Origin of the sequence: Chryseobacterium balustinum, from assembly GCF_900168205.1 — a bacterium.
GTDB classification, from domain to species: domain Bacteria; phylum Bacteroidota; class Bacteroidia; order Flavobacteriales; family Weeksellaceae; genus Chryseobacterium; species Chryseobacterium balustinum.
Map to the genome: position 1 here is coordinate 15,548 of NZ_FUZE01000025.1, position 25,803 is coordinate 41,350.

The window sequence follows — 25,803 nt, forward strand, 5'->3', positions numbered from 1 at the left end:
ATTATAAATTATGGATCATAAAAAACTTTACGGACGTTGGAATTTTTGGGAGGAATTTGTCGGCTATCCTATGATGATTTATCATTTGATAAAACGAGAAAAGATTCAGGAGCGGTTTCACAGGAGAATTGAAAAAGCCAAGCAAAAATCCTCTAAAGTTGTACTCAATGAAAAATTGAGGAATGAGTATTTGATTGGATATGAAAAGTTAGACAACTTCTTCAGTTTTCATTTCAAAGATATTGATACATCACGAAATCATAATTTTGAAGACAAGATTCGCTATTGTTTAGATCAATATAAGAAAGAATCAAACAGCCTGATAAGTTCAAGTAATTTAATGAAGTTGCAAGGCAATTTTCTAAGTGGGGCCGAAACCACGCTTTTTCTATATTTTGCTTTGCAAAGCAAAACAAATAGAGAAGTTCGTTTATCAGATATTATGATTGGTGAAAATAGTTCTAAAATTTTCATCGCTTTTTTAAAAGACAAAAAATTCATCGATGAAAATCACAATCTGCTCGTGGATCAAAAATCTTCTTTCATCAGAATCCACCGATTCTTAAAAGACAATCATATTATAAATCCGGATTTTCAAGATACCACTATTATTGAGGCTATGGAAAACGAATATAATTCCAATTTTGACAAAGGAACATTTTCACGGGCAATAACTGTGAAACCTAATGATTTTGAGGAAACTATCTATCACGAATTATCTAAGCTGTTTAATATCAAGCATTAAACTTTACGCAATTGAATAGAATTGCATTATTAGTTATTCTAATCATACAATTTTGTCTGCAAATAAATATCACAGATTATGCAGACAACAAATCCATTCCAAACAATTCTTGACGAACTAGGGGAAGTGAAAGACTTACTCTATTCTCTCAAAAAAGAACCTGAAATTGAGTTGAAAAAGAAACTATACTCTATCAAAGAGTGTTCAGAAATTCTAAAACTCGATTATCAAACCGTACGCTCACATATTTTAAAAGGTAACATTAAGGCGGAACAAATTGGAAGATTCTACAGAGTCAACCATTTTGATCTTATGGATGCTTTAAACGAAGTCAAGTCGCTTAAGTATAGAAGATAGATAGAGACTTTTATTTATCAAGCATTCCAATTCACCCTTCTGTATTTCCTGTACAGAATCAAACCTTTAAAATATGAGCGAAAAAATCCCTTATCTAAGAGTAGGAACCACCTACTATAAAACTATTGAGAAACCGTTAATCTCAGGAGATAAGATCTCAATACTAACTCGATGGAATCGTGAAACCATTATCAGCGATCACGGAAAGATATACGTCTCAAAAGTTCCCAAGTATGACGGCTTCTGTTGTATTCCTTCCCATTTGCAATACCAACAAATTATCCAAGGATTCTACAATGTTTACAATGAGATTCCTTATCAGCCGATTAAAGAAACACCGGAGCAAACAAGCCTAAAAGAGAAGATTCCATTTTCACTTAGATTTATGGAGCATATTTTCGCAGAACAGTTGGAATTAGGATTGGATTATATCAAGATCTTACTGCAATATCCAACACAGATACTTCCGATTCTTTGTCTTGTAAGCAAAGAAAGATCTACCGGAAAATCCACTTTCATAAAATGGCTGAAATCCATTTTTGGACTTAATATGACCTACATCAAAGGAGATTCTTTCAGCAGTCAGTTCAATTCGGATTGGACATCAATGCTAATCGTTGCTATTGATGAAGTATTCTTTGATAAAAAAGAAATTACGGAACGATTAAAATATCTTTCAACGACTGATAAAGACAAGAAGGAGGCAAAAGGAAAAGATCGTGAAGAAGTGGAATTTTTTGGAAAATTCATTCTCTGTTCCAATAATGAAGATAACTTCATCCAGATCGATGAAAATGAGATCCGATTCTGGATTATTAAAGTAAGATCAATCAAAAGCGAGAACACTGAATTTCTCCACAATCTAAGCAAGGAGATTCCCTATTTCCTTCGTTACCTAATCCAAAGACCTTTTCACAGCCGTAAGGAGACAAGAATGTGGTTCACTGATTCGCAGATCAGAACAAAAGCCCTTCAGAAATTGGTTTGGAAAAATAACAATAAACTGGAATCTAAGATCATCGAACTTTTATATGAGTTTTTCCAAAGTACCGAAGACAAGATTATTAACTGTATTCCGCAAGATATTTTCAATATGCTTGGTAAAATGTTCAGCAAACAATATTGGACAGTAAACGATATACGGAAACTGCTGAAAGAAATCTGGAAGCTCGAGCCTCAAAACAATTCATTAGCCTATATCAAATACGACCTAGATTATGGCTTAAGTTTTTTTCAACAAAACAAAACAGGGCGGTATTTTACAATAGAAAGGAATTTTATTCTCCAAAAATTTGATGAAATGATGAATTAATAGGTAATGAAAAGAAAATCAAAGTGTTATCTCTCATCAAAAGCCTCATCAAACTTTTAAACCTTGATTTTTGATGAGAGGATGATGAGAAGAATATTTCCACTTTGATGAGGTGATGAGACTTTGATGAGACTTTAAATTATTGTTAATCAAGTTTTTACAAGGCTTTCTCATCAACTCATCAAACATTAGACAAAACTAAATCCGTCTACTTTACCCATCAAAATTCATACGATTATTACTAAAAACATTAAAAAGTACAACAATGAACTGCAAACAATTCAACAGCATATCGTTGGAAGAAGTCCTCCTTTCTCTCGGACACCTTCCAACGAAACAAAATGAAAAAGAAGCTTGGTATCTCAACCCTTTTGCCAACGAATCCCAAGCCTCTTTTAAAATTAATAAAAGTCTAAACTATTGGTACTTATTTTCAGAAGGGATCGGAGGAACGAATACCGACTTTATGAAGAAATACCTGAACGCTTCGGTCAATGAAGTTTTAGTATGGGCAGAAAATCAAAATTTTTCTTCATTTCATCAGCAAAGTATTTCAAATCAGAAAGCAGAAAATTTATCTAGACAATATGAGATCATTGAAATTAAAAACGTTCAGCATCCTGCACTTTTGGAATATTTAAGAGACAGAAAAGTTGGAAATCAAACTCAGTTCTTAGACGAAATCCATTACCGAATGAAAGATAAAAACTATTTCGGAATTGGCTTCAAGAACGATTCTGGCGGTTATGAAATTCGCAATAAATATTCGAAAATTTGTTTGGGAAAAAAAGATATTTCAACCATAAAAAACGGATCAGAATCGCTTCGGATTTTCGAAGGCTTTTTCGATTTTCTTTCCTGTAAAAATGTAGAGAAATTTTTAGAAAAAGAACCTGTCGATTATCTCATTTTGAATTCCGTTTCGATGATTTCTAAGATTAAAAATTCAATTGAAAAGTATGAAAATATTGAGCTTTATTTTGATAATGATGAAGCAGGAAATCGTGCCATTGAAATGATTAAAAATGAAAACAAAAACGCAGAAGATTGTCGGGTTTTATATTCAGATTTTAAAGACTTAAATGATTGGATGATTCATAAAAACCCATCACCTGAAAGACAAGTGAAGCAAAGACGTAGGTGAGTAAAGTAAACACAGGTACAATATGGTGGTATGTTAGTGCAAAAAGTACCCAAAGTTTACAATAAGCGTACCCGCTGATTGTAAAATTGGGATTTTTGATTTCTTCCTATCGTCAGAAATGTTTTTTTAAATGCAATAAAATTTACACTATGGAAAAAGACTTTTTAAAAGAATTTATAAAACGAGCCACCAAAGAAAATGAAGTCAAAATTGCTAAGGAAAAGAGAAAAAAATATTTTCAGGAATTAGGTCGTAAAGGTGGTTTGAAAACCAAAGAAAATAAAAAATTGGACAAAGTTATTTCAATACGAATGACCAATTCTGAATATGAAATTCTACTTCAAAAGCAAGAAAAGCATCCGCTAAAATTGTCCACTTATATCCGGAATGTTTTGTTCGAAAAAGAACTTAAAATCAATGAATTTCAAACTGATGAAGTCTTACTTCAATACGGAGCCCATTTCAAAAAAATCACCAATCTTTTACGAAATCGGGAATGGAATGCTTTTGAAAATAAGAAAGAAATTTTATTAAGAATTGAAAATCTGATCGAATTGATTTATCAATATTTATATTCAAAAATTCAGAAAAATGAATAATTCCGCAACCACAAGAACCATTACAAAAATTGCTTTGGAATACAATGGCAACGATAAAGGAACAGCAGAAATGGTTGCTTCAAACTATATTTTGAGTGAAACTGCTGAAGGTCAATTTCACGAAATGAAGACCGTAGCTGAAAGAAATTCCAAAGTGAAGAAATGGGCATTGACAGGATATATTTCTCAACCAGACGAAATTGGCAGAAAATTGAAGGATGAAGAATTTTTAGAAATCGCCACAAAAGCATTAGATAAAGTCGGTGTGACGGCAAACAACCAGTTTCGGCTTGATATTCATAATAGCACCAAACATAAGCACATTCATTTTATCGTGAACAGGATTGATATTTCGGGAAAGTGCACTGTGAAATCACACGATATCGGAAAGAGATTTGGTGAAGCTGTCAGAGAAGTTTGTAAAGAGAGAGGATTATTGACCGATGTAGAAATTGGAGTGCAAAAAAAAGCCGAGATGTTGAAAAGCTTGACTGAAGCTATTAGGTCAGAAAATAATTTTGATGGTCTCATTTCAGAAATGAAGAAAAAAGGTTTTGAAGTTCAATTGTCTTCAAATGTCAAGGACGGAATTTCGGGAATGCGAATATTGCTGGAAAAGGACAAAAATCATCAAACTGAAAGGATTTATAAAGCTGGTTACAAATTGTCTGAAATTTCAAATCAATTGAAAATCTCTCAAATAAAATCTTTGTTTGAAGTTAAAACTGCGGTTAAGGAAGCACAAAAATACGCTAGCAACTTAAAGGAATTTCGGGAAAATATACAACAAAAAGGATTTTCTGTAAAGATGCAATACAATGGAGAATTTAAAGCCAATCAAAAAAATGAAATTCAAGATATATGGATCAATAAAGTTGATAGTAATCAACAGAAAAGCGGATTGTTTTTCAAGAAAAATTTAGGTTTTTCTCTGTCGGTAATAGATTCTGGCCTGGGTGATCTGGTAAAATCATTAAGTAAAAGTAATGTAAATAATGATGCAAGTAATCATCTAAAATCAGAAACAAATGAAAGCTTAATAGAAATTGCAGGCGGATTATTCGGTGACTTCCTTAATCCAACCTATATTTCTCAGGACGAAGATGAACTCTGGAAAAAGAAGCGAAAATTAAGAAGATAATTAAAAATTTAAAATAATAAATATGGAAAATGAAAATAAAGAATCTAAAAGTAACGGAATGGAACTTTTAGAAAACGTGATCAAATCAAATACGGAAAATATTGAACAAAATATCAAACTGCAGTTTGCCATTGAAGATCATACGACTCTATTGAATGACTTAAAGACATGCTTGGAAGACGGACAGTCAATCAATAATGAAACTGTGGTCTTTTTCAAATTAGTGCAAGCCAAAATAACTCAATTAATTGCCAGTATTCCTGCCCAGACAGAAATGGTTCTTTCAAAAGAAACTAAAGATTATTTGGACGGTTTAGGGAAGGATATACGATGGAAGAAGAAATTTATTTGGAGCGGAATTGGAGTTTTTGTCTTTGCGATTTTTGTACTGATCGCCTCAATTAATTTCTCAAACAAATGGTACAAAGAAAGCATCAGAGCCAAAAGTGAACTACGCCAAGATATTTTAAATGAAATTGCTGATGATGGAAAAAAAATCTATGATAAAAATGAGATAATAATGTTGAGAGAAAATACTCAAGTTATGCAATTGTGGATTAAGAATAATCCTAAAAAAGCAGAGGACTTTCTGAGGTTTAAAGATGGATATAACGCGAGCAAGAAAAATTATTAAAAAATTATCAAGCAGTTGGAGGGTTAAGTTAATTTGGTAATTAGAAAAAAATGAGGTAATGTATTGTATCGACTATTTGAGTTCTTTGTGAATTACACCTCCAACTCCTTATAAGATAGTTTTTACTAAAAGTAAAACATAAATTAAAATTTATTACTTTTGTGAAGTGAAAATTTTGAGACTTCTATTAACATTTTATTTCATAGCACTGCTTATCATTCCTTGCAGTGATGTTGAAACGCAGCTTGTTGTAGGTCATCATAGTGAGATTTCCATAAGCGCCGAAAATTCCCAGCCGGGTAGTAATGATGGTACTTGTTCTCCTTTTTGCATGTGCAATTGTAGCCATGTAAGTGTCATTGCATTTAAGGTAGAACCTTTGCTGGAAATTCCTCTGCAGGTTCAATTCTATTTTTCCAAAAAAATTCTTTTTCATAAGAATAACATTGCCTATCAGGTTTATGACCATATCTGGCAACCCCCTAAGATTTAATTTTTTTTGACAGTTTTTTAAAGATTTTGCCGTAAAGCAGTGTCTTTAATGGTTACGATTACTGTACTTTTTACAGGATTTTGTGGCTATGTTGAATTCGTAAGCAATTTCAATAAAATTAAAATTAAATGTTAGATAAAATCATAAAATTTAGCATCAACAACAAGATCGTCATAGGAATAATGACCTTGTTACTGATACTATGGGGTGTTTGGAGCGCAAACCGATTGCCCATTGATGCTGTGCCCGATATCACCAACAATCAAGTGCAGATCATAACTGTCTGTCCAACACTTGCGGGTCAGGAAGTGGAACAGCTGGTCACTTTCCCCATTGAGCAAAGCATCGCCAATATACCAGATATTGAAGAGACTCGAAGTATCTCACGATTCGGTCTTTCTGTCATTACCGTGGTATTTAAAGAAGATGTCGATATATATTTTGCACGCCAACTGATCAGTGAAAAATTAAAAGAAGCTTCAGAAGAAATTCCAAAAGGTGTTGGCACACCAGAACTCGCACCTGTGAGTACTGGCTTAGGAGATGTATATCAGTATATTCTGCATCCGAAGAAAGGAAGTGAAAAAAAATATTCATCTAAGGAGCTGAGAACTATGCAGGACTGGATCGTCAGAAGACAACTGAACGGAACGCCGGGAGTTGCGGAGGTAAACAGTTTTGGAGGGGAACTGAAACAGTATGAAGTGGCTGTCGATCCCAATCGGCTCCGAGCAATGGGGATCAGCATCACAGACCTTTTTACTGCATTGGAGAAAAACAATCAGAACACAGGAGGTGCTTTCATAGACAAAAAGCCGAATGCCTATTTTATCCGTGGCATAGGTGTAGTAACTTCTCTTGAGGATATTAAAAATATAGCAGTCAAGAATGACAAAGGAAATGTCCCTATTTTCATTAAAGATGTAGCTGATGTTCGTATTGGAAGTGCAGTTCGTTACGGAGCCATGACATACAATGGTAATGTAGATGCTGTTGGTGGCATTGTAATGATGCTAAAAGGTTCGAACAGCAGTGAAGTTGTAAATCTCATCAAAGATAAAATTCCTACTATTCAAAAATCTTTGCCAGACGATATTGTAATAGAACCTTTTCTTGATAGGACAAACCTTGTTGGCAGAGCAATCAGTACAGTTGAAAAGAATCTTATTGAAGGAGCACTCATCGTGATTTTTGTATTGGTTGTATTCTTAGGGAATTTAAGAGCAGGATTGATCGTTGCCTCAGCAATCCCATTGTCACTCCTTTTTGCATTAGGAATGATGAATGTTTTTGGAGTCAGTGCCAATTTAATGAGTTTAGGCGCAATAGATTTTGGGTTAATCGTTGATGGTGCCGTGATTATCGTGGAAGCGACACTCCATCATTTAGGACTTAGAAAATCTACGCAGAAACTGACGCAGTCTGAGATGAATGAAGAAGTTTTTCTTTCCGCCTCGAAAATCAGAAATAGTGCGGCATTTGGCGAGATCATCATTCTGATCGTTTACATTCCTATTTTAACTTTGGTCGGTGTTGAAGGGAAAATGTTTACACCGATGGCAAAAACAGTAGGGTTTGCTATTTTGGGAGCTTTGATCTTATCTCTGACCTATATCCCGATGATGAGCGCATTGTTTTTATCAAAAAAAATATCACAAAAGGAGACTTTTTCAGATAAGCTGATGAATAAACTTCAGGGTATCTATCAACCATTACTAAAAAGAGCTATCAAAATCAAGGGTATAATTGTTTCCGTTACGGTACTTTTATTTGCAGTGAGCCTATTTATATTCAGTCGAATGGGTGGTGAATTTATCCCACAGTTACAGGAAGGCGATTTTGCTTTTCATTGCATCTTGCCTCAGGGAAGCTCACTGTCGCAAAGCATTGAGACTTCAATGCAGGCTTCCAGAATTATCAAGAAATTTGATGAGGTAAAAATGGTGGTGGGAAAAACAGGGGCTGCCGAAGTACCTACCGATCCGATGCCTTTTGAAGCTACAGATCTGATCATTGTTTTAAAGCCACAAAAAGAATGGAAAAGTAATAAATCTTATGATGAATTAGCGGACGAAATTTCAGAACAACTAGAATTGATTCCCGGTGTATTTTTCGAAAAAAATCAGCCGATACAGATGCGTTTTAATGAACTGATGACGGGAATTCGCCAGGATGTGGCCGTGAAAATTTTCGGTGAAAATTTGGATTCTCTCGCTATTTATGCGGATAAAGTTGGAAAAGTAATTCAGACTATTGACGGCACAACAGAGCCTCAGATCGAGCGCATCAGCGGACTTCCACAGATCAATGTGGAGTATGATCGCACAAGAATGGCAAATTACGGACTAAATATTGAAGATGTCAATAATACTTTAAGCACTGCATTTGCGGGTAAAGCCGCAGGTCAGGTTTTTGAAAACGAAAGACGTTTTGATCTGGTGATTCGTTTGGACAGCCTGCACAGAGCTAATATTGATGATGTCAATAATCTGATGATATCCACCAATACAGGAAACCAAATCCCACTTTCTCAAGTGGCTAATATCGGCTATAAACTCGGCCCGGCACAGATCAGCCGTGAAGAAGGGAAACGAAGAATAGTTGTAGGTTTTAATGTCAAAGGTCGGGATGTAGAAAGTGTTGTCGATGACATTCAAAGCAGACTTGAACAACAAATAAAGCTGCCATCGGGATATTATTTCACTTATGGCGGACAGTTTGAGAATCTGCAGGATGCGAGCAAGAGATTGCTGATTGCTGTTCCGGTTTCTTTACTCCTGATATTTTTCTTGTTATACTTCACATTCCGCTCATTTAAGCAGGCTGCATTAATTTTTACTGCGATACCGATGAGTGCCATCGGCGGGATCTTCGCCTTATTGATCAGAGATATGCCATTCAGTATCAGTGCCGGAATAGGTTTTATCGCATTGTTTGGCGTTGCTGTTCTCAACGGAATTGTCCTCATAGGAACTTTTAATCAGCTGGAAAAAGATGGCGAAACAAATCTTATGAAACGTGTCGTAGAAGGTACTAAAACTAGACTTCGGCCAGTTCTGATGACTGCAACAGTGGCTTCATTAGGATTTCTTCCAATGGCAATTTCAACAGGAGCCGGAGCAGAAGTTCAGAAACCTTTGGCAACGGTGGTAATAGGTGGCTTGATCACTGCGACTTTTCTGACGCTATTTGTTCTACCGATTCTTTACATCATTTTCAACAGTAACTTCAGAATTAAAAATATGAAGATGAAATCTTTGACAACAATTATCGTGTTAGGATTTCTACTTGTCGGACAAACATTGAATGCTCAAACAACAAAAACACTTTCTGTGGAACAGGCTACAGAAATGGCATTGAGCAATAGTTATTCAATAAAAACGAAAGATTTGGATATTAAAGTTTCCGAGGCCTTGAAACCGACCGCTAGTGAACTGCCAAAAATGAATTTCAATGCACAGTTAGGTCAATACAACAGTCCGAAGTTCGACCAGTCGTTTTCAATTTCACAGAGCATACCATTTCCGACTTTGTTCAAAGCCAGAAAAGACCTGATTGCAGAAGAGATTAAAGCTAAACAGATCAGTAAAGACATCACCGCCAACGAAGTTGCACGGCAGGTCAGAACTTATTTTTACCAGATTGAATATCTGCACTACAACCAGACCAAACTGATGAAGCTCGACAGCCTTTATCAGGATTTTATCAGGATAGCCACTGTCAGATTCAATGCAGGTGACATCAAAAAAATTGAAATCAGTACAGCAGAAACTCAGAAAGGGGAGATCGGTCTATTGCTAAATCAGAATAAAATTTATCTTGATAATGCATACAAAAATCTGAAAGCACTATTAAATACAGACGATGATATAAAGGTTTTGTTTAAAGAAAATTATGAGCCTATGAAAGCGGAGTATGTTCTGGACAGCACTACAATTGCCAATCATCCAACCGTCAAAGCATTCTACCAGGAAATGGAAATTGCCGAGAAAAATAAAAACGTAGAGCGATCGCAGGGCTTACCTGAGTTCAGTTTGGGTTACACGAACCAGTCAATCATAGGTTTTCATACACTCAATGGGCAGGAAAAATATTTTGATGCAGGAAACCGATTTCACATTGCCAATCTTGGAATTTCAATTCCTTTGACTTTTGGAGCGACGAAAGCGAGAATCCAGTCTTTGGATTATCAGAGGCAAATGGCAGAATCGAACGCAAAACTCCAGCAAAAACAATTGACAGTTCAACTTGAGAATGCCTTAGAGCAATATAAGCAGGATGTACAGCAATATGAATATTATGTAGGTCAGGCTATTCCAAATGCAGAAAAAATTGTAAAAGCAGGTCAGCTCGGTTACAAAACCGGAGAAATCTCCTACGTCGAATATCTTTTCGCTCTGCAGACTGCAACCAATATTCAGCTTAAGTATCTGGAATCCATTCAACAAGTCAATCAGTCTGTAGTCATCATTAACTCTTTAATCAATAAATAATATGAAAAAAAATATCATCTATACTGCTTTCGTTTTTGTTATTCTTATGAGCTGTGGAAAGAAGGAGGCCAACACAGAATCGGAAAGCGAAATCAAAACTGAGCAGGCAGAAGAACACGGTGATGAGGTTCCCCAGACCATAGCAAGCCTGTCTGAAGAACAGATTAAAGCGGTTGGCATCAATCTAGGAAAGATTGAGATGAAGGAATTGACCTCTACCATCAAAGCCAATGGAGCACTTAGAGTTCCGAACAATAATAAAGCGACCGTCACATCAATGTATGGTGGGATTATTAAAACTTTGAATGTACAGATCGGGGATTTTGTAAGAAAAGGACAGGTAATTGCCTCCATATCAAATCCGGAATACATTCAGTTGCAAGAGCAATACCTGACCGTGAAAAGCAGGATTGCATTTGCAGAACAAGAATACAGGAGACAAAAGGAATTATTTGATAATGATGCCGGCGCAAAGAAGAACCTTCAGAGTTCAGATGCTGAACTGAAAACCCTGAGAACACAAAGATCATCTTTGCAGAGACAGCTTCAGATTATGGGCATCAATCCCGCCAATGTCAATAATGGAAATTTGCGATCCGGTTTAGTTATCACATCACCAATCAGTGGAACGATAAGTACTATTTCCTCACAAATTGGAAGTTACGTTGACATCTCATCGCCCGTTGCGGAAATTATAGATAATGGTTCCCTACATCTTGATTTGCAGGTTTTTGAAAAGGATCTGCCAAAAATGAAAGTGGGACAAATCGTTCATTTTAAATTAACAAATAATCCTGAAACCGAGTACGATGCCATAATCTACAGCATTGGTTCATCCTTTGAAAACGACAGCAAAACAATCTCCGTTCACTGTTCTGTAACAGGAAACAAATCCGGATTGATCGACGGAATGAATATCACAGGAATCGTAAGTCTCGATAAAAGTACCACGCCTGCGGTTCCCAATGAAGCCATTGTAGAAGCGGACAGCAAATATTTCATTTTTATCAAAACAGACAAAAAGGCTGAAGAGCATCAAGAAGAGGGAGAAGATGAACATTTAAATGAAAAGAAAATATCTAACAAAGAAGAAAAAATGACTAATTTCGAAAAGATAGAAGTTGTGAAAGGTTCTTCTGATATGGGTTACACGGCGATTACAGCTGTCAATGAAATTCCGGCAAATGCTGAAATAGTAGTAAAAGGCGCATTTTTTGTCAATGCTAAGCTAAGTAATTCAGGTGAACACGAAGATTAAATTTTTAAAATAACTGTAATGGAACACAAACATATTTACGACGAGGAAGGAAACCAGCTTTGTTGTACAGCGCAGGAAGGCAAAATTTACAAAGACGCAGGTGCCAAAAAATTGCTTAATAATGATAGCTGCTGCTCTACAGAGAATAATAAATCTGAAACGCACAGTGACGATGATGAACATGACCATAACGATGGTGAGAAAAATACATTTCAAATGTTTTTACCAGCAATTGTTTCTCTGGTTATACTTTTGATAGGGATCGTACTGGATAACTTTTTTCCGCAGGAGTGGTTTAAAGGCTGGGTACGGATCGTATGGTATGCGGTGGCTTATTTGCCTGTCGGTCTACCCGTTCTAAAAGAAGCGTATGAAAGCATCGCCAAAGGTGACGTGTTTTCGGAATTTTTTCTAATGGGCATTGCTACTATAGGTGCATTTGCAATCGGTGAATATCCGGAAGGGGTTGCTGTTATGCTTTTCTACAGTGTAGGAGAGGTTTTCCAGACACTTGCTGTTTCGAGAGCAAAGAATAATATCAAAGCATTGTTGGATCAGCGTCCTGATGAGGTGACCATTCTTGAAGGTAACCAACCAAAGATCATCCCTGCCAAACAGGCGAGAATTGGGGATATTGTACAGCTAAAATCAGGAGAGAAGCTGGCTCTGGACGGAGAGTTGGTAAGTGAATCCGCATCGTTCAATACCGCTGCATTAACTGGTGAGAGTAAGCCTGATACCAAAAACAAAGGTGAGAGTGTGCTTGCCGGAATGATCAATCTACAGACTATTGCTCAGGTAAAAGTGACAACTGCTTACGAAGACAGTAAGTTGAGCAAAATTCTGGAATTAGTACAAAATGCGACGGCTCAGAAGGCACCTACCGAACTTTTTATCCGAAAATTCGCAAGGATTTATACACCCATTGTCGTCGGACTCGCAGTACTGATATGCCTACTACCATATCTGTTCGTGGAAAATTATGTTTTCCGTGACTGGCTTTACAGAGCATTAGTGTTCTTAGTGATCTCTTGTCCTTGCGCTTTGGTTATTAGCATTCCTCTAGGTTATTTCGGCGGAATTGGCGCAGCTTCAAAGAACGGTATACTGTTTAAAGGAAGTAATTTTTTAGACATTATCGCCAATATTGAAAATGTGGTAATGGACAAGACCGGAACAATGACCGAGGGCGTCTTTAAAGTTCAGGAAGTTACTTTAAAATCTGAATTTAATAAAGATGAAATTCTGAAGATGGTAAATGCTTTAGAAAGCAAAAGTACCCATCCGGTCGCTACGGCAATCCATCAATATGTCGGCGAAATCGACCATTCTATACAATTAGAAAATACAGAAGAAATTCCTGGGCACGGATTGAAAGCCAATATCAACGGGAAAGATCTGCTTGTGGGAAATTTTAAATTGATGGATAAGTTCAATATCAAATATGATCTTGACCCTACGCAGATCGTTTATACAATAATTGCAATCGCATATGACGGAAAATTTGCAGGCTACATTACTATTGCAGACAGTATAAAAGCCGATGCACAGCTGAGCATTGATAAACTTAAAGCTTTAGGTGTAAAAACTACGATGTTAAGCGGAGACAAGAGCACTGTTGTACAATTTGTTGCAAATCAACTGGGAATAACTAACGCCTTCGGTGACCTGCTGCCGGAAGATAAGGTTAACAAAGTAAAAGAGATCAAATCACAAAATGAAACAGTTGCCTTTGTGGGAGACGGCGTCAATGATGCCCCTGTTGTTGCCTTGAGCGACGTAGGTATTGCAATGGGCGGATTGGGAAGTGATGCAACCATTGAGACCGCAGACGTAGTCATTCAAGACGATAAGCCAAGCAAGATACCGATGGCAATCAATATCGGAAAGCAAACCCGGAAGATTGTTTGGCAAAATATTTTTCTTGCTTTTGCTGTAAAAGCGATTGTACTGGTTTTGGGAGCTGGTGGATTAGCAACAATGTGGGAAGCAGTTTTTGCTGACGTAGGAGTTGCTCTATTAGCTATATTAAATGCTGTCAGAATTCAAAGAATGACTTTTTAATAATGCTATTTATAAGTATTTAAAAAACAGAGATGCTGTAAAAGTACATTTGTAATTCATATTTAAGGCTCAACTAGATGGTTGAGCCTTAAATATAAAAGTTATTACCCTGAAGTAATCCTTTAATTTATTAATGAGCGTTTGAAGTATTTTAAAACATAAGTAAAAAAAGAGCCCACGCCGTTGTATATACTCACTGAGTATTTAGTGAGTGTTCAACACCTCACCCTGCGGGTGTACAAGCACCCTCGTTATTTTTTCTATCCAATAATTAACTCAATACCGGCTTTTTCTGCTTTGTATTTTATTTTGGTCTGCAATTCATAATAACTCCAGTTGCGAAGCACAAATTCCTGTTCTCTTGCAATGCCTATTTTATCTTCCTGATTTTTAAGAATCAATGTGCCTGCCTGTTGCTGGATACAGAAATCGATAAGTTTACGGCTATAAAGGTGAAGCCGATGACTTACATATCTGCTTTCCAGATTCTCTGTCTTATACAATGCTTTCTGTTTGCGTTTAACTCCATTTCCTGAACGGGTATAGGCGATACCGTCTTGAATCCTTTTCTGACTTGCCTGAATAGCAAGCCTGCGATACAGGAACTCCTCTTTCGAGCCAATATTGATTCGCACATTGTTGGCCTTTACCACTATCGGGTGTTCCAAAGACAGGGAAGCCTCTGCAATGATTTCGGGTTTTAATTTATGTTCTTCTTTTTCAAATTCAAATACTGCAAGCCAATAGATCTTTCCGGCTTTCAGCTGGATCTGCGATGTGCAAAGCTTTATCTCTTCTCTTAAGAGGCGTTCCATTATCACTCGCTTATCAGAGTAGTCGTTTCCCAAATACGTTTTAACAGGAATAGCAAACATATTGAAGCTATATGCTTTCTTTTCGGGATCATACTTCATTTTGCTGATGCATTTGACCGGAAGCGGAATTGGAATATCTTTCTTAAAGTTTCGCAATGATTTTGTTCCCTGCCAATAGTCGGCTTTAGTTTTAGAGAAGGTTGATTGAATCGTATTGTTCAGGCTTCCCAGAATATCTGTAGGAATTTCTCCTTTGAAGCGATCAAAAACCATACGTGCAGTTGTGTGTGTTTTCGAACGGGTGAATATTCCCATTTTATCTTTGTTTTCATCAGCAAGTTTGTATTGGATATCTTCTGTGAGGTAAAAGAAATCTTTGATCATTTCCTGAACATACAGATGGGAAACAATAAAATTAGCAGCTCTGAAACAGCGGTTCTGATACCGGTAGAGTTTTTCCCACATCTCTTTTTGTTCATTTGCAGGAAGATCAATCAGTAGCTGAATTCTTCGGGTCAATGTCATCGTGGATTTTTCCATTTTAAAGAGGTATTTCAGAAGTGTTTTGATTTTGTAAATGTTGATATGCATACAGAAATTCCCGATGTACTTCCTTTTCAGGTAATTTGAGTTCTTGGGCAATAACTGCAAATGAAGATTTCTGCTCAAACCTTCTTTTCAAAATATCGAGTTGTTGACTACTGAGTTTTTCTGACTGCTTTTTATTATCGAGAGCTTTTCCCTTTGGCTGCTCAGAAGAACTTCTATTAAGAATTTTCCGAAGGTCATTTATAGCTCTGCTCACCTCATTGCTGATATCTTTCACACTGCTTCCCATTGCTTCTGCGATTGGTTTGTGCTGAAAGCCATATTCCAAGCAAAGTTCAATCAGGTGTTTTCTTTTGGGATCCAGAACGGGTAAAACCTTTTTAACTTCATCGAAATTTTTCTGATCGGATTCCTGACTGAGAAGATACTCTTTATCTTTTAGCGGGTCATAACCTGCAAGATAATCCTGATAATTCTCAAAACTGTCAAGAGAAGCCATTAAGCGGTTGAATTTATTTCTTGGAGCAGTAACATACGATATACAATCCCTTTTCATTACAAACCGTAAAAATCCTGTAATATGATCAGGCGTTTCAATGGTGTCGCGGTGCAGCCACAATTTGAGGAAGGTATCCTGAACAATAGTGTCCACTACAAAATCATCTTTAAGCACCTGCCATCCAACCCAAAAAAGAAGTCTTTTGTAACGCAGATGAAGATGTTCCAAAGCGGTCGGATTGCTTTTTTTTAGCAGTTCATACAACTGAAGATTGGTCAACTTTCGGGGCAAAGAGTTTGTTCTTTTCATAAACAGCGAATTTTAATTAAATTATTGCTGAAGGAATTGTTTAGATCTTTATATGAATTATCTGCAACATTCAAACATTATCTCACTACATATTGCCAAAAAGAATGCGTGGAACTCAACTTACCGACTGGTGGTACTGGCATACCGAGCAACGATAAGTGAGCCCTTGCCGAGGTCGTGGGCACATTTACTTAATAACTCGTTGCTTTTTGAAAAGTGCCAGTTTTCCAGTCGAGAATCTAAAGCAATAGCTTCTATATTTCTTTGACTATCACAAAATTACCTTTATAACTAATTTGTTCAAATATAAGAAATTTCCAATTTGTTACAAGAACTTGTAACAAAATTTGCAAATAAAATTACGCCCTTTGTATAAAATGTTAGCAAATGGATGTTTTAAAAGATGAAATACTAAAAAAATTTGGTGAACACGTTAAAGATTTAAGAATTAAATCAGGACTTACCCAAGACGAGGTTGTGCTAAATAGTAGTAAAATTACTAAAGGTACAGTAAGTGATATTGAAAATGGGAAAAGAAATTTTGCTTTTACTACTTTAATCGACTTAGCTAAAGGTTTAAATGTGTCTCCTAAAGATTTGCTGAACTTTAAAATTGACTAAAAAATTCTGAATAGTTGTAATTTCTCTAAAGGAAATTTTTAATTTTGACGAAAAGAGGATAGAAAAATTACTCTCGAACAATTTTTTAAACTATAAATGAATAAAATACCGATTATCATCGGTATTTTTTATTAGTGAAATTCTGGACTAAGTTCTTTCTTTATTTAGATTATCATGGTTTCATCACCGCATCACGCATTTGAAAAAGAAGAGTTAATCTAAAGTAAAGAAAGGAGGGATTGTTAATGATTGCTGTAAATTATAGCAACAAAATCCATCTCAAAAAGATGGATTTTGTTTTAACGTAAAATAAAGGTGTGCTAATATCTTTACATTACAGCATAACTCGCCGTAATTAGTAATTAATAATTAATCGAAATACCAAATCCCCATCCCATATCACTGTCATAATGTGTACGAATGCCCACATTTTTATTAATAATATATTTTAGTTCTGTCATATATTCCATATCGGTGTTGACCATAAAACCTGCTCTCAATCTTTTTGTAATGGGGATGTCTTCACGCATTAAGGAAAGACGTACAATACCATCGTGATAGACTTCCGCCTGAAAGTTTACTAGCATTGGCAAAGTGTACATCAAACCTAAACTTATGGCTCTACGTGTATCTTTTTCATTTTTCTGTCCAAATAAATTGGTTTCGTGTTCATCCATACCCATTTTACGATACCTCCAGTCAAAACCGATGAATGGCATAAACCATTGCATTTTACCAATATATCGTCCTAAATGAGTTTCTACTTCATAACCATGCATATCATTATAACCTAAACGCCATTCTGTACCTAAGCTCCATCTTGCATTCTGAAACATTGCATCACCATCATTTCCATTGGTAGCAAAATCGTTCTGAGCCATAAAGTGTGGCATATTGCTTTCTCTTTGCAACATATTATATGCTTGCCTTTTATCAGGCAAATTTGGATTTTGATAATCGTCAACTGCAAATACCCTATTCATTCCTGACATCATGTGATAAAGGATATGACAGTGGAAAAACCAATCTCCTTCTTCGTTTGCTAAAAACTCAATAGTGTCAGTTTCCATCGGCATTATATCTAAAACATTTTTAAGGGGAGATTTTTCACCTTTGCCATTAATAACTCTAAAATCGAAGCCGTGTAGGTGCATTGGATGTCTCATCATTGAGTTATTGTACATTGTGATGCGTAAAATTTCTCCTTTCTTAACAGGGATTTTATCAACTTCTGATAGGATTTTGTTATCCATACTCCACACATAGCGGTTCATATTTCCTGTAAGCGTAAATTTTAATTCTTTTACAGGTGCATCTTTAGGAAGTGAAGTACTATTCGGTGATTGTAACATTGCATAGTTAAGGGTTTTGATTTCTCCCAAAGCATTTGCATTATAACGGTTGGGATCATTTTCCATATTCATATTCATATTGTGTTGGCTATGGTCTTCTTTCTGCTTACTATCTCCTGTGATTTCAGGATACATTACTACGTTCATATCCATTTGGTTCAAGCTCATTTTCATTCCCATATCATCCAGATCTCCGTTCATCTTCATCATATCATTCATCATCTTCATCCCCTCAAAATATTTCAATCTAGGGAGCGGGGAAATTAACTGCTTTATGCCGTTGCCTACAAAATAACTTGCGGATTGTGTCCGGTCTTCGGTTGTAGCTAAAAATTCATAAGCAACACCATCTTCAGGAATTGTGACAACAATATCGTAAGTTTCGGAAACTGCAATGATTAATCTATCGACCTCTACTGGTTCTACATCATTACCATCATTGGCTACTACAGTAATTTTACCACCCGCATAACGCAACCAAAAGTAAGAAGATGCCCCACCATTTGATATTCGCAACCGCACTTTATCGCCTGCTTTCAGTGTTTTTCCATCAACTGTTTTTAAGTCGGTAGCATTATTTCCGTTGATTAATATTTTATCGTAATACACATCGCTAACATCCATTGCCAGCATACGTTTCCATTCGTTGGTTACTTTTGTTTTGAAATGACCTTCTTTGATAGCTTCTGCGTAAGATTGTGTAGCATTTTTTTTGATAGCCGCCCAATCATTGGCGTTGTGCAACATCCTGTTAATGTTATCAGGATTAAGGTTTGTCCACTCACTTAAAATGATGGGTTCGGTTGGCAAATCATCAATTCCTTCTCTAAAATTTTTATCATCCTCACGCTTTTTCATTACAAAACTGCCATACATACCGATCTGCTCCTGCAAACCCGAATGTGAGTGGTACCAATGCGTGCCATGTTGGATAATCGGAAAACGATAGGTATAAGTGTCGCCCGCCTTAATTGGCTTTTGTGTAAGCCAAGGCACACCATCCTCTTTATTGGGCAAGAACACACCATGCCAATGCAGTGATGTACTTTCTTTTAATTGGTTATGTACGACAATTTCGGCTGTATCGCCTTCAGTAAATGTCAACGTGGGCATAGGTATTTGACCATTTACGGCAATGGCTCTCTTTTCTTTACCTGCATAGTTTACTAGTGTATCTGTTACATATAATTCGTATCGAACTGTTTTTGGAGGTTTTGTGTTTACAATTCTTTTTACGGTTTGAGGCTTTTCTTTTGGCATAGACATATTGTTCATTTTGTCCACCTTTTTCGGCTGCTCTTTTGGAGGTATCTGCATTTCATCATTTTTTTTGTTTGATGACTGCTTTACCGTTTTAGCCTTTTCTTTTATCAATTTCATACCACACTTTGGGCAGTTGCCTGGTTTTGTGGCGTGGATTTCGGGATGCATCGAGCAAGTATAAGTTGCCTGTTGAACCTGTTCTTTTTTACTCATATCCATACCTTTCATATCCTGTGCTTGTGCAAAGGTGTACGTTGCAACGATGAATATTATTAATGTTATCTTTTTCATTTTTTATTTTTTTACTTTTAAAAAACTTGCATTGATTGCAACTACAACTGTGCTAACCGTCATTAAAACCGCACCTGCGGCTGGGCTTAACAATATGCCTTGCTTGTACAAAACACCTGCTGCCAAAGGCAATGAGATTACATTGTAACCCGTAGCCCAAATTAAATTCTGTATCATTTTACGATAGGTGGCTTTGCCAAATAAAATAAGATTTACAACATCCTTAGGGTTACTGTTTACTAAAACAATACCTGCGGTTTCGGCTGCAATATCACTACCGCTTCCAACTGCAATACCAACATCTGCAATTGCCAATGCTGGTGCATCGTTTACGCCATCACCTGTCATAGCTACGAATTCGCCATTGCTTTGCAGGTCTTTTATCTTTTCTAATTTTTGATGTGGTAATACTTCGGCAATAAAACTATCCATGCCCAACGTATCGCTTACACTTTTTGCTACCTTGTTATTATCACCGGTAAGTAAAATAGATTTGATATTATTTTCTTTCAAGGTCTTTATTGCTTCGGCAGCTTCAGGTCGAATTTCATCTGACAAAGCAATATAACCTGCCAACTCATTATTTACGATTACAAACACAACCGTTTCTGTGTCGTTGGCATTAAAGCCTTCGGGAATTGCTAAATTATTTTCTTTTAAATATCCCGGACTGACTATCAATATTTTTTCGCCTTCAACCATTGCTTCAACTCCTTTGCCTGTTATGGCATTAAAGTTTTCCGTTTCAGGAATGGTGATCGATAGGGCTTTTGCTTTTTGCAAAATGCCTGTTGCAATAGGATGTTCTGATTTTTGTTCTAATGCAGACGCAAGACGAATGATTTCATTTTCATTGAACTCTTTTTGCAGCGATACAATTTTTGACACTTCAAATCTTCCAACAGTTAATGTTCCTGTCTTGTCAAAAACGATAGTGGTTATTTTTCTTGAATTTTCAAACGCTGTACGATTTTTAATAAGTAAACCATTCTTAGCTGATAATGCTGTTGATTTTGCAACAACCAATGGTACTGCCAAACCCAAAGCATGAGGGCAGCAAATAACAATTACGGTTACCATTCTTTCCATTGCAAAGGCCAATGATTGGCCTGTGAGATACCAATATAAAAATGTGGCCACGCCTGTAACCAATGCAATGATGGTTAACCACCTTGCCGCTTTGTCTGCCAGTAGCTGCGTTTGTGATTTAGATTTTTGTGCATCATCAACCAACTTTATAACCTGCGATAAATAAGAGTCTTTTGCAGCATGAGAAACGGTAACCTTTATTGAGCCATTACCGTTGATCGCACCTGCAATTACTTTATCGCCTTTTACTTTTTGTACAGGTTTGCTCTCGCCTGTAAGCATACTTTCATTCAGATAACTTTCGCCTTCTAATATTATTCCATCTGCTGCTACTTTTTCACCCGGCTTTACTAAAATAATATCATTCTTTTTTAATGTGTCGGTCTTCACATCATGCACCATGTTTGGCATTACCATGTGTGCATCGGCTGGCATTAACTGCACCAATAATTCTAATTCTTTTGAAGCTCCTGCAACGGATTTCATTTCTATCCAATGCCCCAAAAGCATGATGAGGATTAGAGTTGCCAATTCCCAAAAAAAATCCATGCCCTGCAAACCAAATACAATTGCCACACTGTAGGTGTAGGCAACGGTAATTGCGAAACCAATTAAAAACATCATGCCAGGATTCTTTGCTTTTACTTCGTCAACTAATCCTTTTAAGAACGGAAATCCTCCATACAAAAATACCACTGTTGATAATGCAAACAGGATGTATTGCGAACCTCCAAATTGCCAATTAACACCTATCCAATGCTGTATCATTTCTGATAAAAGCATAATCGGGATAGTAAGTATTAGTACTATATAAAATCGCTTTTTAAAATCTGCAATCATCATGGCATGATGATTATGACCTGCCATCCCCATTGATGGGTTTGCTCCATGATTCATATTGCTCATGTCATGCCCTGCGTGGTCTTCTTTTTTTACTTCATGTTGATGTTCCATATAAATAATTTTATTTGCAACAATCTTTTTTGCGAATATAGATTGCTTTAAAAGTGCTGATTAATATTTTTTTGATTTTGTGCATTGCTTTCAATTTTCTGTTGAAAGGCTGTCTGCTTTTTTGTTCATCCAATTCATTAACAAACTTTTTTGCTCTTTTGAGAGCTGTGCATTTCTGTGCATTATTTTATAAGAACCTAAAGGCATTTCTTCGTCTTTAATTTGGTTTGCTATTGCTCTCAATTTACTTATTTGCCTTCGACTACTAAAACTGCCAAACTCACTAAAGTTTAATTGTTCCTTGCCGTTATCAATATGCTTTTTCATCAGCCACGCCATTGGTTGAATGTTGGAATACCAAACATTATTGGTATTGTTGCTATGACAATCGTAACAGGCATTTTGTAAGATGTTTTGCACATTTGGCGGAACGGTATAAACTTTCGAAAAATCGGCCGTGTAAACCTGCCCCTTATCTACATTAAGGGCAGGCTGATAAAACTGAATTGCAATAAAAATAAACAGCAGTATTGCCAATATTATCTTTAATACTTTCTTCATTTTAGAACTCTTTTTTTACAGAGCCACAGCTAAGCATCTTACTACCATAGTAGGGGTTTTTGATAGCTTTGGCTTCGCTAATCCAAACCGCACCTTTACTGTCATTGTACATCGGACAATAATCCTGATATAATTTTTGAGTAGTTCCAAACAGTGTAATAAGGTCGGAAACGTCTTTACTTAATGATGCTAAATGCTCTCTTTGATGGTCTATTTTGCCAGCATTGTCGCCAATGTGTTCTGCATTTTCCTTAGCATTTTCGAAAATATCCATAAACTCTTTATGCTTTTTGGCGGGTACGTTTTTCATATCCACCTTGCTTAAAGTGGCAAAAAGTTGTTTTCCTGCATTAGCAGCTGCTTTGTCATTGTCAGCAACGAGTGCATTTTTTAAAGCCAGATAATCCTTTACAATGGGTTCAATAGAGAAATTTTGTGCTTGCTCTTTTTTAGCAGATTTTTCCACCTTTTGAGATACTGTATCCCTTGAAGTAACGATAGCTGCTGTGTCACTTTGTGCTGATGATGACAAATCTTGAGTTTCAAGTACCGCTGTACTATTATTAGCTTGCTCGTTGTTTTTTTTTGAAGACTGATTGCACGAAACTGTTATTGTTGCAACCGTTGCCATTGCGATGATGGAGAAAAATATATTTTTCATTTTAATGCTATTTAATGTTATTAAAGAAATTTTTGTTGTTTACTTGTTTTCAAATTCTTTCAGCTTTCGCTTCATAAATTCGATTTCCTTTGCTTGTGTTTCCAGTATGTTCTTTTGTAGCTCAATTAATTCGGGGTCGGTAAGCTTTGCTTTTTCAGACATTAATAATGCGGCTGCGTGATGCGGTATCATCCCTTTTACAAATTCCTTATCGCCCACATTTATTTGCTCCCGAATACCAAACCAAGAAAAGATGCCAATCGCAAAGGAAACCGTTATGATTGCCCAGTTGATTTTTTTGTTTTCATACATTCCTTTCATTATCAATAGTTCTATGATCAACATTGCAGAAATCATCAGCAATGTCATATATAAATTATTGATGTTCAGGATAAGGTTCTGTAAGCCGTCAATCATAGCATACATAATGAAGTACATAGCTATGAACATAGCAACAGCCATTACAGTAAAGCGTTTGTACATTGCTAAAGAATGATTAGTATTATGCTTTTCATTCTTATGATTGTGTTGTATTTCGTGTTGGTTTTCCATACTTTCCATAACAATTGCGTTTTATTTGTTATTAATAGTTTCCTGTACGCTTCCGCAAGTAAGCATTTTGGAGCCGTAATACGGATTTTTAATTGCTTCTTCTTTGCTTAGCCAATTTGCTCCTTTACCATTATTGTACATTGGGCAATGCTGATAATAAACAGGTGTTTCTTGTTTTGAAACTTTGGCTAATTCGTACATATTATTAGCCAGTAAAGCGAAAATTTCTCTTTGTTTGGTAACATCTTTTGCTACTGCAATTTTTTCTGAATTAGCAGTTAAATCTTTCATTACTTTCATCCAAACGGTATGTTCTTCGTTGGAAAGTTTTGTCATTTCTACTGCTTTAATTGCTTTTATCAGTTCAGAAGCTTTTGCGGATGAAGTACCTGCGTCGGTTTTCACCAAAGCATCTTTCACAGAAAAATAATTATCGAAAACTGCTTTCAGTTGTGGTGCATTTTGGGTAGTTGTCATTTCTTTTGAGTTGTGGTTACCGTGTTCTGCTTTCATATCCATATTTGCAACTTCAACTTTTGCAACTGGTTTTAATTCTCTGTTGTATTGGCAGCATCCGGATAGTTTAGCATATACATCATCTGGAGCTAAAAATTTCTCGCTGTCGTACCCTGCTAAAGCAATACGTTTCAGTATTTCATCCTGGCTTGTTTTTTTATCATCGTATTTAAGTGTAGCCATTTTGGTGTCTTTATTCCATTCTACTGTGGCTACATTTTTTACGTTTCCTGCTTTTTCAATTGTGGTTTTACACATATCACAGTTACCATATATTTTTACGGTTTCTGTTTTTGCATTTTTGATTTGTGCAAAACTGTTTACTGCTGATAGTAATACGGTGATTACCATCAATATTTTTGATATTGACTTCATTTTGAAAATTTTAAAATTAATAAGATATATAAAAGGATTGCGAAAACCGGATTTAGTTCTCGACAAGACGTAACTGTGGCTAACAAGCCATAGTTTTATCCTATTTTAGGCGGTTGCCAAAAAGAATGGTAACCCGAAGAATAATAGGTTTGTTTGAAACCGAATTTTTGCGTTTTAATTTCTGCAAAGTGGTTTTCTGTTTTTATATCTACCAGTATAGGTAAACTTAATGAAGATGAAGAAGTGCTACATTTGCAAGAACTGTGTTTACACTTACCGTTGCAGTCGTGACCATCGTTGCACTTAGTACAGGACTGATTCTTACATCTGCTTTTATGTTCTGATTTTGAATATTGATCTTTAGAGCAACTTTTCTGTTCTGTATTAGCTGTTTTTTTTGCACAAGCATAGCTTAAGCTGGGAATTAGAAAAAAGCCCAAACATAGTAAGATAATAAAGCTGATATGTTTACTAAAAGTTTTCAACACAACAAAATTATGAAATTATTTCTTTTTGATAGTTATAATATGATTATTTTATTTAAGTAAATGCAATAAGAGAGCTAGATTTGTTATCATTGGCAAAGTATGATGGTAATTATTTGATAATTCTTAATAAAATAGAATTTAATATAGCACCTACACTAGCATCTTTAAAAATAAAACCCTGTAAATCAGTAATTTACAGGGTTTTAAGTGGAGTTGGAGGGATTCGAACCCTCGTCCAAACAAGCAATACATAAGATTTCTACATGCTTATTTTGCTATTGGTTTTCGAATATAAGCAGAGAGCAAACACCCAACTTATATCTTATCTTCTAAAGTTTTCGAGTCTTGGCCGAAGCTTCCAAAACCTTATTTCTGCATTACTATATCTCAGAATCAAACGCCGCAAAACAGAGCATTTGTGAGACATCTTGCTTCCCTACTGAAATCTTCGGGAAAACGCTTGATCTACTATACTTCGATATTAAGCTGCAAGAGCGAACTCTTCGTTGCCAGTTAAAATTTTGTAGCAAGGGATTAAAGAGATCGCGCTACGGTTCTCTGCATGCTTACTTACCCATTGGTCTTGCTGTCGAAACCAGTCAACCCCATAGATTAGTAATGCAAATATACGTTTTTTTTGTTAAAATTAAATTCACTTTGAAGTAACT

At 36.1% G+C, this 25,803-nt stretch carries 21 protein-coding genes and 1 other RNA gene; 12 read left to right on the forward strand and 10 right to left on the reverse strand.

Annotation, left to right across the window (positions count from 1 at the left end; translation table 11 throughout):
- Positions 1–10: 10 nt before the first annotated feature.
- The 11 genes from B5X64_RS19290 to B5X64_RS19340 all read left to right on the forward strand — a co-directional run bounded on the left by B5X64_RS19290 (position 11) and on the right by B5X64_RS19340 (position 14,240).
- Complete coding sequence (locus tag B5X64_RS19290) at positions 11–745, forward strand: hypothetical protein (RefSeq protein ID WP_079466798.1); 735 nt, start codon at positions 11–13, stop codon at positions 743–745.
- A gap of 78 nt (positions 746–823) precedes the next feature.
- Positions 824–1,102, forward strand: a complete 279-nt coding sequence (locus B5X64_RS19295) for a helix-turn-helix domain-containing protein (protein ID WP_002976362.1) — start codon at positions 824–826, stop codon at positions 1,100–1,102.
- A gap of 73 nt (positions 1,103–1,175) precedes the next feature.
- Entirely contained in the window at positions 1,176–2,414 is a 1,239-nt protein-coding gene (locus B5X64_RS19300; RefSeq protein WP_079466799.1) for a primase-helicase family protein, read from the forward strand.
- 265 nt (positions 2,415–2,679) lie between these two features.
- Complete coding sequence (locus tag B5X64_RS19305) at positions 2,680–3,558, forward strand: toprim domain-containing protein (protein ID WP_079466800.1); 879 nt, start codon at positions 2,680–2,682, stop codon at positions 3,556–3,558.
- A gap of 149 nt (positions 3,559–3,707) precedes the next feature.
- Positions 3,708–4,157: a plasmid mobilization protein gene (locus B5X64_RS19310; RefSeq protein WP_079466801.1), complete on the forward strand. Its 450-nt coding sequence runs from the start codon at positions 3,708–3,710 to the stop codon at positions 4,155–4,157.
- Positions 4,150–5,298, forward strand: a complete 1,149-nt coding sequence (locus B5X64_RS19315) for a relaxase/mobilization nuclease domain-containing protein (protein WP_079466802.1) — start codon at positions 4,150–4,152, stop codon at positions 5,296–5,298. The genes B5X64_RS19310 and B5X64_RS19315 overlap by 8 nt, the downstream gene beginning before the upstream one ends.
- A gap of 22 nt (positions 5,299–5,320) precedes the next feature.
- Positions 5,321–5,932, forward strand: a complete 612-nt coding sequence (locus B5X64_RS19320) for a hypothetical protein (protein ID WP_079466803.1) — start codon at positions 5,321–5,323, stop codon at positions 5,930–5,932.
- Between the two features lie 166 nt (positions 5,933–6,098).
- Positions 6,099–6,425 (forward strand): DUF6660 family protein, encoded by a 327-nt coding sequence (locus tag B5X64_RS23270; RefSeq protein ID WP_079466804.1) that lies wholly within the window; start codon positions 6,099–6,101, stop codon positions 6,423–6,425.
- A 128-nt stretch (positions 6,426–6,553) separates the two neighbouring features.
- Entirely contained in the window at positions 6,554–10,918 is a 4,365-nt protein-coding gene (locus B5X64_RS19330) for a CusA/CzcA family heavy metal efflux RND transporter (protein ID WP_079466805.1), read from the forward strand.
- A gap of 1 nt (position 10,919) precedes the next feature.
- Positions 10,920–12,176, forward strand: coding sequence for an efflux RND transporter periplasmic adaptor subunit (locus tag B5X64_RS19335; protein ID WP_079466806.1), 1,257 nt, complete (start codon positions 10,920–10,922; stop codon positions 12,174–12,176).
- 18 nt (positions 12,177–12,194) lie between these two features.
- Entirely contained in the window at positions 12,195–14,240 is a 2,046-nt protein-coding gene (locus B5X64_RS19340; protein WP_079466807.1) for a heavy metal translocating P-type ATPase, read from the forward strand.
- A gap of 260 nt (positions 14,241–14,500) precedes the next feature.
- On the opposite strand, the gene B5X64_RS19345 is transcribed toward B5X64_RS19340, so the two are convergent.
- Together B5X64_RS19345 and B5X64_RS19350 are read right to left on the reverse strand one after the other, a co-directional pair.
- Entirely contained in the window at positions 14,501–15,595 is a 1,095-nt protein-coding gene (locus tag B5X64_RS19345) for a hypothetical protein (protein WP_079466808.1), read from the reverse strand.
- 1 nt (position 15,596) lies between these two features.
- On the reverse strand, positions 15,597–16,412 hold the full coding sequence (locus B5X64_RS19350; RefSeq protein ID WP_056028938.1) for an RNA polymerase sigma factor: 816 nt from the start codon (positions 16,410–16,412) through the stop codon (positions 15,597–15,599).
- Positions 16,413–16,799: 387 nt separating this feature from the next.
- Between B5X64_RS19350 and B5X64_RS19355 the strand changes: the two genes are divergently transcribed.
- Positions 16,800–17,033 carry a helix-turn-helix domain-containing protein gene (locus B5X64_RS19355; RefSeq protein ID WP_056028936.1) on the forward strand — a complete coding sequence of 78 codons (234 nt, stop codon included), beginning with the start codon at positions 16,800–16,802 and terminating at the stop codon, positions 17,031–17,033.
- Between the two features lie 362 nt (positions 17,034–17,395).
- On the opposite strand, the gene B5X64_RS19360 is transcribed toward B5X64_RS19355, so the two are convergent.
- The 8 genes from B5X64_RS19360 to ssrA form a co-directional block, all read right to left on the reverse strand.
- Positions 17,396–19,939, reverse strand: a complete 2,544-nt coding sequence (locus B5X64_RS19360) for a multicopper oxidase domain-containing protein (protein WP_096030810.1) — start codon at positions 19,937–19,939, stop codon at positions 17,396–17,398.
- A gap of 3 nt (positions 19,940–19,942) precedes the next feature.
- On the reverse strand, positions 19,943–21,982 hold the full coding sequence (locus B5X64_RS19365) for a copper-translocating P-type ATPase (protein ID WP_063969328.1): 2,040 nt from the start codon (positions 21,980–21,982) through the stop codon (positions 19,943–19,945).
- A gap of 90 nt (positions 21,983–22,072) precedes the next feature.
- Positions 22,073–22,543 carry a heme-binding domain-containing protein gene (locus B5X64_RS19370; RefSeq protein WP_063969327.1) on the reverse strand — a complete coding sequence of 157 codons (471 nt, stop codon included), beginning with the start codon at positions 22,541–22,543 and terminating at the stop codon, positions 22,073–22,075.
- 1 nt (position 22,544) lies between these two features.
- Entirely contained in the window at positions 22,545–23,204 is a 660-nt protein-coding gene (locus tag B5X64_RS19375) for a DUF3347 domain-containing protein (protein WP_063969326.1), read from the reverse strand.
- 39 nt (positions 23,205–23,243) lie between these two features.
- Positions 23,244–23,756, reverse strand: coding sequence for a DUF305 domain-containing protein (locus B5X64_RS19380; RefSeq protein WP_228419028.1), 513 nt, complete (start codon positions 23,754–23,756; stop codon positions 23,244–23,246).
- Between the two features lie 21 nt (positions 23,757–23,777).
- The gene (locus B5X64_RS19385; protein WP_056028928.1) at positions 23,778–24,647 is read right to left on the reverse strand and encodes a DUF3347 domain-containing protein; all 870 of its coding nucleotides are present in this window, start codon (positions 24,645–24,647) and stop codon (positions 23,778–23,780) included.
- Between the two features lie 226 nt (positions 24,648–24,873).
- Positions 24,874–25,056 carry a hypothetical protein gene (locus B5X64_RS19390; protein WP_056012959.1) on the reverse strand — a complete coding sequence of 61 codons (183 nt, stop codon included), beginning with the start codon at positions 25,054–25,056 and terminating at the stop codon, positions 24,874–24,876.
- 284 nt (positions 25,057–25,340) lie between these two features.
- Positions 25,341–25,742: a transfer-messenger RNA gene (gene ssrA / locus B5X64_RS19395) on the reverse strand.
- Positions 25,743–25,803 lie beyond the last annotated feature (61 nt).

What these genes read in the sequence shown, in the direction of transcription:
- B5X64_RS19370 (WP_063969327.1), bottom strand. Translation starts at nt 22,543, where the DNA reads ATGAAGAAAGTATTAAAGATAATATTGGCAATACTGCTGTTTATTTTT.
- B5X64_RS19330 (WP_079466805.1), top strand. Translation starts at nt 6,554, where the DNA reads ATGTTAGATAAAATCATAAAATTTAGCATCAACAACAAGATCGTCATA.
- B5X64_RS19350 (WP_056028938.1), bottom strand. Translation starts at nt 16,412, where the DNA reads ATGAAAAGAACAAACTCTTTGCCCCGAAAGTTGACCAATCTTCAGTTG.
- B5X64_RS19375 (WP_063969326.1), bottom strand. Translation starts at nt 23,204, where the DNA reads ATGAAAAATATATTTTTCTCCATCATCGCAATGGCAACGGTTGCAACA.
- B5X64_RS19385 (WP_056028928.1), bottom strand. Translation starts at nt 24,647, where the DNA reads ATGAAGTCAATATCAAAAATATTGATGGTAATCACCGTATTACTATCA.
- B5X64_RS19380 (WP_228419028.1), bottom strand. Translation starts at nt 23,756, where the DNA reads ATGGAAAACCAACACGAAATACAACACAATCATAAGAATGAAAAGCAT.
- B5X64_RS19360 (WP_096030810.1), bottom strand. Translation starts at nt 19,939, where the DNA reads ATGAAAAAGATAACATTAATAATATTCATCGTTGCAACGTACACCTTT.
- B5X64_RS19355 (WP_056028936.1), top strand. Translation starts at nt 16,800, where the DNA reads ATGGATGTTTTAAAAGATGAAATACTAAAAAAATTTGGTGAACACGTT.
- B5X64_RS19300 (WP_079466799.1), top strand. Translation starts at nt 1,176, where the DNA reads ATGAGCGAAAAAATCCCTTATCTAAGAGTAGGAACCACCTACTATAAA.
- B5X64_RS19290 (WP_079466798.1), top strand. Translation starts at nt 11, where the DNA reads ATGGATCATAAAAAACTTTACGGACGTTGGAATTTTTGGGAGGAATTT.
- B5X64_RS19365 (WP_063969328.1), bottom strand. Translation starts at nt 21,982, where the DNA reads ATGGAACATCAACATGAAGTAAAAAAAGAAGACCACGCAGGGCATGAC.
- B5X64_RS19315 (WP_079466802.1), top strand. Translation starts at nt 4,150, where the DNA reads ATGAATAATTCCGCAACCACAAGAACCATTACAAAAATTGCTTTGGAA.
- B5X64_RS19310 (WP_079466801.1), top strand. Translation starts at nt 3,708, where the DNA reads ATGGAAAAAGACTTTTTAAAAGAATTTATAAAACGAGCCACCAAAGAA.
- B5X64_RS19295 (WP_002976362.1), top strand. Translation starts at nt 824, where the DNA reads ATGCAGACAACAAATCCATTCCAAACAATTCTTGACGAACTAGGGGAA.
- B5X64_RS19335 (WP_079466806.1), top strand. Translation starts at nt 10,920, where the DNA reads ATGAAAAAAAATATCATCTATACTGCTTTCGTTTTTGTTATTCTTATG.
- B5X64_RS19345 (WP_079466808.1), bottom strand. Translation starts at nt 15,595, where the DNA reads ATGGAAAAATCCACGATGACATTGACCCGAAGAATTCAGCTACTGATT.
- B5X64_RS19305 (WP_079466800.1), top strand. Translation starts at nt 2,680, where the DNA reads ATGAACTGCAAACAATTCAACAGCATATCGTTGGAAGAAGTCCTCCTT.
- B5X64_RS19390 (WP_056012959.1), bottom strand. Translation starts at nt 25,056, where the DNA reads ATGCTTGTGCAAAAAAAACAGCTAATACAGAACAGAAAAGTTGCTCTA.
- B5X64_RS19340 (WP_079466807.1), top strand. Translation starts at nt 12,195, where the DNA reads ATGGAACACAAACATATTTACGACGAGGAAGGAAACCAGCTTTGTTGT.
- B5X64_RS19320 (WP_079466803.1), top strand. Translation starts at nt 5,321, where the DNA reads ATGGAAAATGAAAATAAAGAATCTAAAAGTAACGGAATGGAACTTTTA.